Source organism: Paludibacter sp. (assembly GCF_009712605.1).
Classification (GTDB): Bacteria; Bacteroidota; Bacteroidia; order Bacteroidales; family Paludibacteraceae; genus Microbacter.
In genome coordinates this window covers 223112-239335 of record NZ_WASO01000002.1, presented here as the reverse complement: position 1 = coordinate 239335, position 16224 = coordinate 223112, and the positions used below count along the sequence as shown (strand labels likewise).

Sequence of the window (16224 nt, the reverse complement as noted above, 5' to 3'; positions counted from 1 at the left end):
TGTTAATTATTAATGACGAATGTTTAGTGTTTAGTGTTAGCATCTATGGTTCAATATTGAAGATTCATCCTTACTCATTTCTCGTCTCTGTTTTCTATTTCAACTTTCACAAAAAATCGGACGACTTGTTCATTTCATTTTGTATATTTGCATTTCGACCAACATTTTTTCACAAGCTGAATGCATTGATTCGAAGATGGAAAATACACAACAAGAATGGACAACTGTCATCAAGCCTAAAGGTCATTTGCTGGACATTGATTTCAAAGAAATCTGGCGATACCGGGACTTATGGCAGATGTACGTTAAACGCGACATCATAACTTCTTACAAACAAACGATCTTAGGCCCGCTCTGGTTTTTTATCCAACCGGCCATGACCACCATCATGTACATGTTAGTCTTCGGTAAAATTGCCAAAATCTCTACCGATGGACTGCCTCAACCATTATTTTATTTAGCGGGCATCTGCATGTGGAATTATTTCTCCGAATGCCTCAACCGTACCTCGAACACGTTTACCAATAACGCCGATATTTTTGGTAAAGTATATTTTCCAAGATTGATTGTTCCACTCTCGACAGTCACTTCCAGTTTGATACGCATGGGCATTCAACTTTCGTTACTCATTGCTGTATATCTGTTTTACGTCTTTAGCGGCGCCAACATCCACCCCAACGAATATCTATTGCTTTTTCCGTTCTTGGTTGTGATGCTGGCAGGGCTTTCGCTGGGTTTCGGAATTCTCATCTCGTCGCTCACAACAAAATACCGCGACCTGACACTTTTGTTCGGGTTCATCGTGCAATTGTGGATGTATGCCACACCGGTAATTTATCCGCTAAGCGTGATGTCTGAAAAAAGGCAATGGATCATGGCGTTAAATCCGCTGACCGCGATTGTAGAAACTTTCAAGTACGGAGCTTTAGGTATCGGCACTTTCAGCTGGGGCATGTTGACCTACAGCTTTGGCTTTATGTTGGCACTTTTGGCCATCGGAATCGTGGTGTTCAACAAGGTGCAAAGAAGCTTCATGGACACAGTGTAATACAGGAAGTGAGGTGGTGAGAAAGTGCCATTTGGCACGATATATTTATAGCATATAGGATTATCTCCTGGAACAGAGTGCCGTAGGTACGACATAGCCAGGCAGTTCATCGTTAACATAAGGAGCTTGGAATCAATTATTAATGGGTAGCCTTCCTGATTCATTAAACTTTGAACTTTATAACCTTGAACATTAAACACGACACATTAACTACGGGCTCCATGGCATATAACTGGGACTATTTAGATAAAAGAGCATACAATAACCGGGTGGGTCATTATAAATTCAAATGTCAGTTTGAGTTCATTACCCGATACGGGGAAGGTCATTTTGACAAAGTACTTGATATTGCAGGGGGGTCCGGCCGTTTTGCACTTCCTCTTTATGAAAAACAGTTGAGTAAAGACATCACCATGATCGATCTGAATCAAGAGGCTTTGCAGTTGGCGAAAGAACGAAATCCGAAACTAAAAACACTCTGCGGAAATTTTGAAGAGAGCGAATTAAATGATACCTTTTCTCTTATTTTGTGTATTGAAGCATTGGGCTATTTCAACGATCTAAAAAGATATTTTTCAAAAGTGAATCTATTGCTTGAAAAGGAAGGCCGATTTATTTTCACTTACCAGAATCCGCAAAGCTGGCGTTTCACTTTACGCAAAATCAGACATTGGATAAAAGGAGATGGTTACACCTATCACGACATAGAGCTGAATGATTTGAAAGAACTATTACTTCAAACCGGATTTGAGATTGAAAAAATGGAAGGAATGAACTGGATGCCTTTTCCTTTATCTTCGAATTCCATTTTTGTTCCGGTCTTTGAATGGTTGGAAAAACTATTACACTTAAAATGTTGGCTGTCGCAAAGTCCGTGGATACTGTTTTGCGTCCGACAAAAATGAACCTATTAAACGTTAACCGAATACGTCATGCCTACGGCAATTAAATTTGAAAATATCTCCAAGCAATACCGCTTAGGTCTTGTTTCTACCCGAACGCTCTCCCACGATCTGAACCGGTGGTGGCAGATGAATATTCTGCGCCGGGAAGATCCTTACCTGAGGATCGGGGAGGTAAACGATCGCGCCCATAAGGGAAGCAGCGAGTACGTTTGGGCGCTAAAAGATATTAACTTTGAGGTGGAACAGGGCGATGTAGTGGGCATTATCGGCAAGAACGGCGCAGGCAAGAGCACCCTTCTTAAAATACTCTCCAAGGTAACTGCTCCCACTACGGGTAACATCAAAGCCAAAGGACGCATTGCCTCCCTGCTCGAAGTAGGTACCGGCTTCCACCCCGAGATGACCGGCCGTGAAAACATCTATATGAATGGTGCCATTATGGGGATGCGCAAATCTGAAATTGACCGTAAATTTGACGAGATTGTCGATTTCGCCGGTGTAGAACGCTACATCGATACTCCTGTGAAACGTTACTCCTCGGGAATGACCGTTCGCCTCGGTTTTGCAGTAGCCGCTTTCCTTGAACCGGAGATATTAGTGGTAGATGAAGTCCTTGCCGTGGGCGATGCCGAATTCCAAAAAAAAGCCATCGGCAAAATGCAGGATGTATCTCGAGGAGAAGGAAGAACGGTATTGTTTGTAAGTCATAATATGGCGGCAATCACAGATTTATGTACTAGAGGCATTTTACTAAACAATGGAAGAATATTGATTGAAAACAATATTAAATCGGTGGTAAAACAATACCTATCTTCCACAAATACAATTTCTCCCCAAAGAATTTGGAATGGATCTGAATGTCCTGGAAATCATTATATAAAAATACGCAAAGTATATTTTATCGATAGCAATAACAACCAGATAGATTTTGCGTTCATTAATCAGAAATTCGGATTTTGCATCGAATATGAAGTAACCGAAGATGTCCCTTTCTTTACTCATGGTATTAATGTTTTTAATAATATAGAGACACATTTATTCACCTCACACGATGGGAATTCATATGAAGGAATCAAGACCATTAAGCGAGGAAAATACAAAATAATATCCTGGATTCCAGCAAACTTACTACAAAGCGACACACTTGATTTTAGCTTCGCCTGTATGAGATATAACCCTTTTGAAATACTATTTCACGAGATGCAATTAGCACGCATCAACATTATCGAAGCAATGAATGCATTAACCCGGAATGAGCACCATCGAGGGGATTTACCCGGGATAATTCGACCGAAATTAGATTGGACTCAACGAGTTGAAATTATTAAATAAGTATATATGCAAGCAACTGGAGAAAGATTCATTCCCGGTGAAAGCGGAATAATAGAATTAGAACACCTCAATCGCTATTATTTTGTTATAAATCAAATTGATTTATGGGGAAAAACTGTTCTCGATATTGCATCAGGGGAGGGATATGGCTCACATCTCTTGTCTCAACATGCTAAAGAGACTGTAGGTGTTGACATAAGCAATGAAGCAATAGAACACGCTAATAATAAATATAAGTCTAACAACCTTAAATATGTTCAAGGCAATGCGACTGCAATCCCTTTACCTAACAATACTTTTGACATTGTCGTAAGTTTTGAAACAATTGAGCATCATGACAAACATAAAGAAATGATGCTTGAAATAAAGCGAGTCTTAAAGAATAATGGCATCCTTATAATTTCTTCTCCTGACAAATATTACTATTCTGATCTACCTAATTATCAAAACAAATTCCATGTAAAGGAATTATATTATGAAGAATTTAGAGATTTAATAAAAAATCATTTCTCAAGATCTATTTTTTATGCTCAAAGAACTTTTGTTGGATCTATAATTGCACTCGACGAAGATTCTTTAAATTATAAGACACCGTTAATTATAGACAAGAAAGGAAATTCATCTAGATTGAATCCTATTTATAATATCGCCATAGGAACAGACGATCTTAACTTCACTCCTAAAAATCAAATAATTTGCTATCGTGAATTTGAGCAAATAATTACGGATAACGATCTTATTGAAACAGAAAGATCAGTTCGCAACACTAATGCATTTAAACTTGGAAAGATTCTCATAAGTCCGCTTTCTTATATTAAGCATAAACTTTCATTGATTCGTTAATGCCAAAAATATCCGTAATAATCCCCAATTACAATTATGCTATCTATTTAAAACAACGAATTGAGAGTGTAATCAATCAAACTTACCAGGATTTTGAAGTGATTATTTTGGATGATCATTCTACAGATAATAGCAAATCAATTATTGAAGAATACAAGAATCATCCCAAAATAAAAAAAATCGTATATTACGAAGCAAACAGTGGATCCCCTTTTATTCAATGGAATAAAGGAATAGAATATGCAACGGGAGAGTGGATCTGGATCGCAGAAGCAGATGACTACGCAGATAAACACTTCCTTGAAAAAGTAATTAAAAATGGAATAGAATCTAATGACATTGTCATTTCATATTGCCAATCATTAAAGACAGATTCAATGGGTAACATAGCAGGAAGTTGGAATGACTGGACAAAGGATTTAGGATGTATATTCGATAATAATTTTATTATTGATGGGTTGTCTTATATAGAGAAGTTCTTATATTTCAAGAACACCATTCCGAATGCCAGCGGAGTCATATTCAGGAAAAAAGCTTTTATTGAAGTGGGTAGAACTGATATTGATGTAAAATACTGTGCAGACTGGCTTTTATGGTTAAAGTTACTCACAATTGGAAAACTTGCATTTTGTGCAGAAAATTTAAACTATTTCAGAGATCATCAACTAAGCGTAATTGCATCATCAAACAGAGAGAAAGAGCTGTTTATTTACAAATATGACATTTTTCTACGCAAAAAATTTATTGCCTTTTTAAAAACCAAGATTCATTCAAAAAAAAATCTTGGAAGTTTTTTATATCTCGTTGAAATATTCAAACATCAACTTTCAATAGAATGCGAAGCTGAAGCTATTTTTTTAAGAGATAATGGAGAAAAAAGGCATGCATTGTATCATATGATTAGGGCATTAAAATACACAAATCAAAAAAAAAGAATTTTTTGTGCACTGCTATCAAAAATTTTATTGCCTAAAAGTGCAAGACATCTAGTAAAGTCTTACCTGATTAAAAAACAGAAAAAAGGCATGTAAATTTACAAAAAACAATTTTATGCTATCCGTCATCATTTGTTCCCGAAGCTCAACCATATCGCAAAAGTTAAAAAATAATATAGAAGAAACTATTGGGGTGGAATATGAAATCATCTTTATAGATAATTCCATGAACAATTACTCTATATTTTCGGCCTACAATGAAGGTGTAAAAAGAGCTCAATATGCCTATTTGTGCTTTATGCACGAAGATATACTGTATCACACCCCAAACTGGGGAGAAAAAGTGATTGAATATTTAAGTGCTGAAAACGTCGGGATCATAGGGATTGGAGGGTCTCATTATCTTTCAAAGATTCCATTAGTATCTTGCTGGGATTTACCCAATAAAGACCGATTTTACTCTTTGAATCTGCTTCAAGGATATACCGAAAACAAAAATTATAAAACTCAACTTCATTATAATGTGAGTAGTAATATACCCATATATGGCGTTACGTTAGATGGGGTATGGTTTTGTATAAAAAAATCATTATTCGAGGCAACTGACCATCGAATCAAATTTGATGACGTGACTTACAATGGGTTTCATTTATATGATTTTGACATTTGCATGCAAATCCACGAACTAAATCTTCAGGTACAAATTGTTCCTGATATTTTAATAGAACATAAATCTGAAGGGTCCTTTAATCAAGAATGGATCAAAGCAACGTTAACTTTTTATGGAAAATGGAGAGAGAAACTGCCTTTATTTCGTGGAATTCAACTTTCATACCAAGAAATTGAGAGTATTGAATCAACACTGATGGATCTATATATTCGACGTTCGCATGAAACACAAGATCAACTTCAAAAAGAACTACAATCCATACGGAAATCAAAAAACTATCGATTAGGAAAGCTTCTTCTCAAACCATTACGCTGGATCAAATCATTACAGTCATGAAACATCAAATATTATTTGTGCCTGATGGATGGCCGGCAAATTTCTTTGAGGATCAGATGAATGCTGTATCTGACTTGTATGAGTTTAAAGTGATACTGGGCACTCAGGAAACATTGGGGAAGAAGAAAGCAATCAACCAATTTGTTCTGCATAAGATTCCTGCATTTTCAATTCAACAAGATGACATTTACAGAATTCATTATAGTTTCATCAATCATCTGCCCTCTATTTTAGGCAAGAAACAATCCAATTGGTTAATGCACCGATTGGATAAGTGCATTCGAGAATTATACAAAGGAAGCCAACCTGATTTGGTTCACATCCATCAAATTAGCGACACTGCTGTTTTTATTTGTGAATGGGCTAAATCACATCAGATTCCGGTAGTGATGAGCGAACACATATTATTTGTACGACACGAAGCAAACCGTTTTCAGCGCCTAAAAGAGCTGGTGTATGAAAAAGCGGACATGGTTTTATGTGGCAGTAATTACCAATATCGCACACTCTTAACCAATGGTATAAAAATGCGATATACGGAAATTGTCGGTAATCTGTTATTGGACAGCTATGTGCCAGAGCAATTTGATTCCAAGTTTGAAAACCGAAATATTATGTTTGTTGCCAGCCATTTCGCAGACAAAGACATCGATGTACTTTTAGATGCAATTTCTTTATTAAAAACAGATGAATTTACCAATTTTCATCTTGATATAATTGGCATTGACTGTAATCGGGAGTATCAGATTGATGATAACCCCCGCTATAATTTACAGCAAGACATTGAAAAAAGAGGCTTGTCAGAGCTCATTAGTATTAAAGGAAGAAAAGAGAGGAAAGAATTATTATCATCCTACCGACGCTATTCTTTTTTGGTTTCCTCCAGTTTATCAGAAACCTTTGGAGTAGGCATAGCTGAGGCCATTATGAATGGCTTACCGGTGGTCTGTACCGATAGCGGAGGAATTCGCGACTTTGTAGATCATACAAACGGAATTATTGTCCCTATTCGCAATCCGAGGGCATTTGCTGATGCTATTAAGAAAATGTTTGAACAAAGAGCAATCTACAATCCAGAGGTCATTTCCAACCGCATCAGAAAGAGTTTTGGACAGAAAGCTTTCAGAGAAAAACTTCTCCGAATTTATGAAGAACTAATACCTACGTTTTCTACCAAAACAGATCTTTAAGAATGGAATCAGAAACTTTTCTTTCATTGATAGTGCCGGTTTACAACGTAGCTCCTTACGTCGAACAATGCATCAGGAGTCTATACCAACAGGATATTCCTTTAGAAGACTATGAAGTAATTGTAGTGGATGATTGCTCTACAGACAATAGCAAAGATATAGTTATCGGGCTTCAAAAAGAATTTTCGACATTAATATTAATTGCTCTCCCTGAAAATGTAAAACTCGGTTCAGCAAGAAATATCGGATTGCAACATGCCGTCGGCAAATACATCTGGTTTATTGACTCGGACGATTATATTCAGCACAATATTTTGAAAGCGTTGGCGCAAGAACTAAATAATCATCAACCGGAAATATTACATTTCGATTATCTGGTAGTAAATGATGACGGAAGTATAATCCCGTACCACACACATTACACACTGGAAACTTGCAGCGGAGCCGAATTTTATTTTGACACCAACGAATTGTGGTGGCAAAAAGGAGTTGAAGCGTGGCGGCGAATTTGCAAAAAATCATTCCTTACGGAAAACAGCTTGGAGTTTGCTGAAAAAGTAATGTTTGAAGATTCGGATTATTCAATAAAGATGTTTGCGGTGGCTCAAAAAGTGAAACATCTGGATATAGCTCCCTATTTTTATCGAAATAATTCATCCTCAATTACAAACCGGCCAATTTCTCCTGTTCACCTAAAATATTGGATTCAGTTAGCATTACGATGTGATAAGCTGCGCAGTATTTTCTTAAATAATAAGAATATAAATCAGCGTTTTGTTACTATTTTAGATGACTTAATCAAGTATCAGTTAGGAAATATAGTCAAACATTTGAGGATGTTTGATCGAAAAAACAGATCACAATACAAAGCTTTAATACGTCAAACTAATCTTAAAAAAATAAGACCCTACCTATCTCTTTTCAAGTATCTATATTTGCGATATCCCTATATCAGGCTATAAACAAAAGCTATTATAATTTAGAATATGCCCCTAATTTCAGTTATCGTTCCAATCCACAATGCAGGCGACAGGCTCTATGAATGTTTAGATACGCTGATTAATCAAACACTACAAGACATCGAAATCATTTGTATTCTGGATGCCCCAACGGATGGAAGTATTGGCATTGTTAAAGAATATGCATTAAAGGATGATCGGATTAAATATATCATCAATGAAGCGAATTTACACATTGCTGAATCCAGGAACAAAGGAATCTCTTTAGCAACGGGTCAATATATTGGATTTTCTGACCATGACGATACCAGAGCCCTAAACATGTATGAACTTCTATATAAAAAAGCGAGGGAATGTGATGCGGACATCGTGTTTAGCAATTCTAGCATAAAGTACAATGACAGAACTGAAATCATCAAATATAACAATCCGGGTAAAGACGATGTAATCAGATCAATCATTTTACCTATGGATCCTGCTGTTAATCAAAACATTTTATCAAAAAGTGTATGGGGCTCTATATTTAAAAAAGCATTTATTGATACTCATGCTCTATCATTTAAAAGCAGATTAATATTTTACGAAGAGGACACACTTTTCAATTTACAAGCATTCTTATCTACAGATAAAATACATTATATTAATCAAGAATTTTATATTTGGAATAAACAGATGGAAAGCGAGTCAAGTAAACCTGGCTCAAATTTACCAATTAAGCAAATTCAGTTTCTCGAAGAAATAAGAAAATACCTAATGCAAGCAAATCAACTAGAACATTACAAGAACGAATTTGCAACCCTTATTTCAGACTTCATATGGGACAAACAGAATTACAAGCTCTATACCAGACTCCCCAAAGGCCAAAAACAACAATTATCAAAGTTATTATGGAGTATGCGATTCCCATTATTTGGCAGATCAAAGACATTAAAGTTTTTCAGTAAAAAAAGGCTCCGTTTATTCAAATTCATGTTGTCATTGTACATAACTGATTACCCAATAAGCAATATTAAAGCCGGTTGAATTACAAATTGCTCCCTCAACGCTCAATGCCTCATGACCATTCTCTTTATTTCACATTATTCAGCTATGTATGGCGCCAATCAGTCGTTATGCAGCCTGATAGTAGCTTTGAAACGGAAATACAATATTACCCCGATTGTACTACTGCCACGTGAGGGAGAGATATGTGCCTATCTGGAGCAAGAGGGAATCCGGTATGTTGTTTCGCATTATTACTGGTGGGTGAACAACGATAAAGGCGCATTTCAGTGGTGTTTAAATATTCGTAAACAGATCCGCAACCGTTTAAGAATACAAAAACTGACCCAGCTATTTATTAATCAGCCCATTGATTTGGTTTATACCAATTCCATTACGGTAAATATTGGAGTCTATCTCTGTCGTCGATTGAAATGCCCCCATGTGTGGCATCTCAGAGAAACATTGGATGCTTATGGGTTCAAATTTTCGCTGGGTAACTCACTATCTAAACATATACTTAAAAAAGGAGCATCAACTTATATAGCCATTTCCAATTTTGTTGCAAGTAGATACACGGGAATAATTCCATCCGATAAAATTAAGGTGATTTATAACGGGGTCAGTCTGACAACGCCTCCCCAAAAGGAGGTTGCAAAAGACGATATTTTACGCATTTGCATTGTAGGAATCGTATCCGAACAAAAAAACCAGCTGGATGTTGTAAAAGCGCTGAATATTCTGGTGAATAAACGAGATTGTAAAAACATCCAACTGCATATTATCGGAGGTTATAAAGAAGAATACCTCGAACAACTGAACCAATATATTAAAGCTAATCTTTTGGACACTTACATTGTAAATCATGGACATCAACGGGATATACATTCATTATTGGATCAAATGGACATTGGGATTGTATGTGCTCGCGATGAAGGGTTCGGTCGTTCCACGGTGGAATTCATGCTACATCAGATGCCGGTTATTGCCAGCCAATCAGGAGCTAACGAAGAGATTGTAAAAGAAGACACATGCGGACACTTATATCCGCTCTATGATGTCGATAAATTAGCCGATATAATTGAACAATTTGTAAATGATCCTGCATTATTGGATAGTATGGGACAGTCGGCTCAGAAATATGCGCAGGCCAATTTCTCGGCTCAATTGAATTACGAATCCATCTTCGGTGAAATTAAAAAATTGATTTTACTACAATAAAATATTGCTGGCCTCTTCAACTAAAATCACTAACTTTAAGGTCTCAAGAACTGAACCAGCATCACTTTGTTACTCATTATCCATTACTAACATATGTGTGGAATTTCGACATTATACCGTTATACCCAAATTTCCGAATCAGATATCCGGAAGCTACATCAAATGAACGATGAAATGCATTACCGAGGACCTGATGATCGAGGAGTATGGTATGACGAAACTTGCTGTATGGCTCAGGTTCGGCTTTCTATTATTGGATTAGAACGTGGGAAACAACCGCTTTTTAACGAAGACAAATCTTTAGTGCTTTCGTGTAATGGTGAGATATACAATTACATCGAAATAAAAAAAGAGCTCATCGCTAAAGGCCATATTTTCAATTCCGACAGTGATTCGGAAACCATTCTCCACCTCTACGAAGAATATGGAGTGGAGTGCCTGAAATATCTGAGGGGTATGTTCGCGTTCTGCCTCTGGGACACCCACAAAAAGCAACTATTTGCAGGCCGTGACCGTATCGGAGAAAAACCTCTGTATTACTCCGAAATTCCCTGTGGCGTTGTATTCAGTTCCGAATTAAAGGCAATTGTAAAATCGTTCATTGATGAACCTCAAATTGACTTGGAACGTTTGGCTGAGCCGATTCGCTACACTTCTCCCATCCATTCAAGGGAAACCTATATCGATCAGGTAAAAAGGGTTGAGCCCGGTCAATATGTACTAGTTAGCCAACAGGGAGTCCTTAAACATCATTATTGGCAACGTGACTTAACACCCGCCTTTACCGGATCTTTTGAAGAGGCCAAAGCGGAAACTCTTCGCCGGATGCGGGAATCAGTCGATATTTGCCTTCGTAGCGATGTTCCTATTGCTATCATGCTCAGTGGGGGAATCGACTCAAGTGCGATTGCCGCTTTCGCCAAAGAAACCGGAAGAGAAGTACATACTATCACTGCCGGCTATAAAGGACAACATAATTGCGACGAACGTGATGTAGCGAAGCGTTTTGCTAAAGAAAAGGGCTTTACCTATCACGAAGTTGAACTGGATGAGAATGATTTCGGCCAGTGTTTTGATGAATTTACGGCTCGAATGGATGAACCTGTAACGGATATTGCAGCATTCGCCCAGTGGGCACTATATAAGAAAGTACAGGCTCTTGGATTTAAAGTATTGCTTGGAGGCATGGGCGGCGATGAATTGTTTTACGGTTACGGGTACTGGAATGATATGGCAGAATCATTGTACATTCAGAAAAAACACCAAAGCCTTTTTCCCTGGAAAGGAGTGGCAAAGAAAAAAGAATTTTTGCGCTTCCTGGCTAAAAACTGGCAATATATTCTCTATGGAGGATATCCAAACAAAATCAACGACAGTTCCATAAGCTACTGGATGTATGATGACTATTGCAAATTTGCAAACAAAACTACGTTCACTTATCAGGGAGAAAAATTCCAATTTAAAGACGTTGATCTGAATTTTTCGTATGGTAACACACCCTTAGGTACCGAAATCGATTATATATATCGTTTTCTGTTTGACAAAACCATGATAATGGCTTATCTATATCTGTCCGACAGGTTGGGTATGGGTAATTCCATTGAAATCCGCTCTCCCCTGCTCGACTATCAATTGGTGGAATTCGCATCTTCATTGCCATTAAACTACAAATACAAAAAGGGAGTACCCAAATACTTTTTGAAAGAAACGCTGCAAGGCATCGTTCCGGATTACATTCTTTATGCAGAAAAAAGAGGGTTTACTCCTCCCATCTCATTTGTAAACGATGTATCAAACAAGTATGACTATCAATTATTCAATTCCGATTTTAAATTTTATAATTCGGTATTAGCTGACAAGATCTTAACTCAACATTTATTGAGGACTTAATAGAATTTGAAAAACGCATGAACCTATCCGTTTCAATACTGCAACGCAAGATAAAATCTGCACGCAAATACTTTCACCGGTTAAAACTCTGGGGAAGTTTCAGACGACTGAAACCTTTCAGCAATCTTTTTGGTTATGACAGGGGGAGTCAGTCCATAGCCAGATATTATATTGATTCTTTTATGCAGAAAAATGCGGCATTTATTCAGGGCTCAGTTCTTGAAATCGGAGACGACACCTATACCACAAAATATGGGAAAGAGATAAGCCACTCTGATGTTTTGCACGTCCAGTCAGGCAATCCCAAAGCCACAATAGTAGCCGATCTGACATGTGCCGACCATTTGCCAGCAAACCAATATGATTGCATTCTGTTGCCTCAAACACTCCCTTTTATCTATGATTTTCATGCCGCTTTGTATCATACACACAGGATGCTCAAGCCGGGAGGTACTATGTTAGTGACGTTATCCGGCATCAGTCAGATTAGCAGCTACGATATGGATAGATGGGGGGATTATTGGCGATTCACATCTTTGAGTGCTCAAAAATTATTTGAAGAATTTTTTCCGACTGATGATTTTAATGTATCTACTTATGGAAATGTTCTCGCTGCGATGTCTTTTATTGAAGGATTAGCCAGCCGCGAGCTCAAGAAAGAAGAATTAGATTATATTGACCCTAACTATCAGGTTACAATCACAGTACGAGCCACCAAGCCCATTTAACCCAGCTTCTACTATGAACAAAAACGACAATCCGGCACCTATTGCATTGTTTCTTTATAATCGACCAGATCACACTAAGCAAACATTGATTGCTCTCAAGCGCAACAAACTTGCAGACGAAAGCCATCTCTACATTTTCTGTGACGGGCCGAAAAAGGATGCTTCAAACGAAACGCTTGCAAATATACAAGAGGTCAGAAACATCGCAACCCGGGAATCCTGGTGCAAACAGGTTGATTTGATTTTGTCCGATACAAACAAAGGGTTGGCATCATCAATTAAAGAAGGCATTACTCAGGTAATACAAAAATACCATAGGGTAATTGTAATGGAAGATGATTTAATTACCTCTCCAGCATTCTTAACCTATATGAACTCTGCATTAGCCTATTACGAAGAGAAGAAATCAGTCTTTTCCATCAGCGGTTATACTATGCCTCCCAAAATGATGCAAATTCCGGCTGATTACGAATACGATGTTTATGTCGGTTTACGCAACGATTCGTGGGGATGGGCAACATGGGAAGACAGATGGAAACAAATAGACTGGAACGTATCAAACTACCCGACCCTCTTGAAGAATTCAGCTATGCAAGAAGCTTTTAACCGAGGAGGTGATGATGTTTTTGAAATGCTTCAAATGCAACAAAGCGGCGAGCTGAATATATGGTCGATCCAGTTTACTGTAGCTCACTTTGTTAATCATGCCGTCTCGATTATCCCCGTAGTTTCTTATGTCGATAATATCGGGCTGGATGGAAGCGGAGAGAATTGTAGTGAAAGTTTAGCTTTAAGGCATCAATCTTTGTGCACAAAAGAAAAAGTTCGTTTTCTGGATGTTCTTTACGAAGACAAACGCATTATCAATGCCTTTTATAGCGCCAACTCCCGACAAAAACGCCCTCTCTGGCAAAAAGCTGTCAATAGAATGTCCCGGCTTTTCGGAGGAAAAAATATTTTTGTAATCAAGAAAAAAATCTATTGCTAAAAAGCACACCACATGCCTTTATCAGGGACATACATACTCTTTTTTTCTGCATTGGTAATCATCGGATTATTAATTTATCTGATCCGCTTTTATCCAAAGCAAATGATGCCTGTAGGTAAACTTATTTCTATCCAAACTCCCAATCCGGATAAATACCATAATGACTGTCTTCATCCATGTATCCGACATATCCCGGAAGGATTTTGCGGATATAACTGGTGGATGGTCCAATCACCCTATTATCAACGAGACTGTTCCTTAGAGAATCCTATACTCTATTACTCCAAAGACAGTGATATTCCCATTAACTGGGAACCTGTAGCGATAGTCCGAGATACACCTCCAATGGGGTTCAACTCCGACCCTTCCCTCTTTTATGAGGATGGCAAAATGTGGATTCTCTGGCGCGAAGTGGGCACGCCGCTATGTGAGCAGCTTGGAATAGAAAAAGCTACTGTAGGATGTTTCACTAAGGATGGCAAAGATTTCAGCTCCGTAAAAGTATATCTGACCGAGAACAGCGTTGTCGAAGACAAAGAACAATGTCCGATTTTGATAAAAAGGGGCTCCCGTTATTTATTTTATACCGCACATTATCGTTACAAACCTACCCGCCAAAGCGAAGGCATTGCCATTTGGGAAGGTACTTCTCTAGAATCTCCGGATTTTGTTTACAAAGGGACAACCAAAGTAAAATCTACTTATACATGCGACAAATGGAAGCAAAAATGGATTGGTCGAAGACTTTTATTTATACCCAAGCCACAAAAACATGATATCTGGCATTTCGATTTGTTTGAGTACCAAAACAAGCTCTATCTTTTTTCGGCAGCCGAATGGGGGGACAATATAATGCTAAGCGTTTCTGAAGATTACATTCACTTTAAATCACGAATCAAGCCCCTTGTCAATAGTCACTACTCTGAACCGTCTCTGAAATATCGTTCCTATCTTTATAAGCCGACCGGATTTATTGACCACAATACATTGTATCTGTATTATACCTCAACAGGCAAAGACGACAAAAATCTCAATGAACTTTTTTACACTCAAGGCCACATTGTCCTATAATCAGACTAAATTATTTTCCACAACATTATAATATTCATCGACAGATACACACAGAGACAATACATCATCAAAAAGGTCGAATTAAAATCACTCTGTTTTACATTACGAAATAGCGTCAAAATGCCCCTCTTATCAATAAAAAGCGTCATAAAAAAAGCAAAAAGAGTATCTTTGTCAAAACGAATAATAAAACCGCACATTTCTCATGCTGAAACTCTCCATCATAACCATCAATAAAAACAACGCCTCCGGGTTACAAAAGACCATGGAAAGCGTTTTTGCTCAGACTTCAAAAGATTTTGAGTATATTGTGATTGACGGAGCCTCAACTGATGAAAGCATACGCACGATTCAACAATTCAACAATTCAATGACTCAACGATTTCGTTGGCTGAGTGAGCCGGATACCGGCATCTACAACGCTATGAACAAGGGCTTAAAAATTGCTCAGGGAGAGTATGTACAATTTTTGAATTCCGGAGATACGCTTGCTGCCATGGATGTAACAGAGAAGATGTTGCATCAGGTGTCAATTGTCAATTATCAATTGTCAATCATATATGGCAACATGTTAAAGCCCTTACCAAAAGGAATTTTATGCGACAGAGGCTTTGCCGGAAAACAACCTACCTTGCTTGATTTCTATAACGGAACTCTGAATCATTCTCCTGCTTTTATCCGTCGTTCTCTCTTTGACAAATACGGACTTTATGATGAAACCTTGAAAATCGTATCGGACTGGAAATGGTACCTGCAAGCTATTATTTTCGGACAGGAAAAAATCGAATACCGCGATATTGATGTTACGGTTTTTGATATGAACGGGATCAGTACGACCAATCAACAGTTGGATAAAAATGAGAGGAAACAAGTATTGGCATCTCTTCTGTCTCCTGCACTACTTAAAGATTACGAACAATGGGCGTTTCCCGTAGAACAGATGAAACGGCTTAATAAATACTGGTTAACCCGGAAATTAGTCTGGTGGATGGAGAGAGGATTGTTTAAATGGGAAAAATGGACGAGATAAATCATTAATTAATGACAGTATTTATCCCATCACCATCTCAATCATCTAGCTTGATTTAAGCTTATTGGGTTGACAATTTGATCAAATAATACGAAGT

At 37.7% G+C, this 16224-nt stretch carries 15 protein-coding genes; all 15 read left to right on the top strand.

The window, feature by feature from the left end; genetic code table 11:
- Positions 1–196 precede the first annotated feature (196 nt).
- The 15 genes from F8N35_RS03965 to F8N35_RS03895 all read left to right on the top strand — a co-directional run bounded on the left by F8N35_RS03965 (position 197) and on the right by F8N35_RS03895 (position 16127).
- Positions 197–1048: an ABC transporter permease gene (locus tag F8N35_RS03965; protein ID WP_293050054.1), complete on the top strand. Its 852-nt coding sequence runs from the start codon at positions 197–199 to the stop codon at positions 1046–1048.
- Positions 1049–1269: 221 nt separating this feature from the next.
- Positions 1270–1953: a class I SAM-dependent methyltransferase gene (locus tag F8N35_RS03960; RefSeq protein ID WP_293050053.1), complete on the top strand. Its 684-nt coding sequence runs from the start codon at positions 1270–1272 to the stop codon at positions 1951–1953.
- A gap of 27 nt (positions 1954–1980) precedes the next feature.
- Positions 1981–3285, top strand: coding sequence for an ABC transporter ATP-binding protein (locus F8N35_RS03955; RefSeq protein WP_293050052.1), 1305 nt, complete (start codon positions 1981–1983; stop codon positions 3283–3285).
- Positions 3286–3291: 6 nt separating this feature from the next.
- Entirely contained in the window at positions 3292–4128 is an 837-nt protein-coding gene (locus F8N35_RS03950) for a class I SAM-dependent methyltransferase (protein ID WP_293050051.1), read from the top strand.
- The gene (locus F8N35_RS03945) at positions 4128–5159 is read left to right on the top strand and encodes a glycosyltransferase (RefSeq protein WP_293050050.1); all 1032 of its coding nucleotides are present in this window, start codon (positions 4128–4130) and stop codon (positions 5157–5159) included. The genes F8N35_RS03950 and F8N35_RS03945 overlap by 1 nt, the downstream gene beginning before the upstream one ends.
- A 19-nt stretch (positions 5160–5178) precedes the next feature.
- Positions 5179–6069: a glycosyltransferase gene (locus F8N35_RS03940; RefSeq protein WP_293050049.1), complete on the top strand. Its 891-nt coding sequence runs from the start codon at positions 5179–5181 to the stop codon at positions 6067–6069.
- Entirely contained in the window at positions 6066–7259 is a 1194-nt protein-coding gene (locus F8N35_RS03935; RefSeq protein WP_293050048.1) for a glycosyltransferase family 4 protein, read from the top strand. Before F8N35_RS03940 ends, F8N35_RS03935 begins: the two co-directional genes overlap by 4 nt.
- A 2-nt stretch (positions 7260–7261) precedes the next feature.
- Entirely contained in the window at positions 7262–8221 is a 960-nt protein-coding gene (locus tag F8N35_RS03930) for a glycosyltransferase family 2 protein (RefSeq protein WP_293050047.1), read from the top strand.
- A gap of 24 nt (positions 8222–8245) precedes the next feature.
- The gene (locus F8N35_RS03925; protein ID WP_293050046.1) at positions 8246–9241 is read left to right on the top strand and encodes a glycosyltransferase; all 996 of its coding nucleotides are present in this window, start codon (positions 8246–8248) and stop codon (positions 9239–9241) included.
- A gap of 33 nt (positions 9242–9274) precedes the next feature.
- On the top strand, positions 9275–10420 hold the full coding sequence (locus F8N35_RS03920) for a glycosyltransferase family 4 protein (protein WP_293050045.1): 1146 nt from the start codon (positions 9275–9277) through the stop codon (positions 10418–10420).
- Between the two features lie 93 nt (positions 10421–10513).
- Positions 10514–12310, top strand: a complete 1797-nt coding sequence (gene asnB / locus F8N35_RS03915) for an asparagine synthase (glutamine-hydrolyzing) (protein ID WP_293050044.1) — start codon at positions 10514–10516, stop codon at positions 12308–12310.
- A 17-nt stretch (positions 12311–12327) separates the two neighbouring features.
- Positions 12328–13038 (top strand): methyltransferase domain-containing protein, encoded by a 711-nt coding sequence (locus tag F8N35_RS03910; protein ID WP_293050043.1) that lies wholly within the window; start codon positions 12328–12330, stop codon positions 13036–13038.
- A gap of 13 nt (positions 13039–13051) precedes the next feature.
- Positions 13052–14026, top strand: a complete 975-nt coding sequence (locus tag F8N35_RS03905; RefSeq protein WP_293050042.1) for a glycosyl transferase — start codon at positions 13052–13054, stop codon at positions 14024–14026.
- 12 nt (positions 14027–14038) lie between these two features.
- Positions 14039–15097, top strand: a complete 1059-nt coding sequence (locus F8N35_RS03900; RefSeq protein ID WP_293050041.1) for a hypothetical protein — start codon at positions 14039–14041, stop codon at positions 15095–15097.
- Between the two features lie 205 nt (positions 15098–15302).
- Entirely contained in the window at positions 15303–16127 is an 825-nt protein-coding gene (locus tag F8N35_RS03895) for a glycosyltransferase family 2 protein (protein WP_293050040.1), read from the top strand.
- Positions 16128–16224 lie beyond the last annotated feature (97 nt).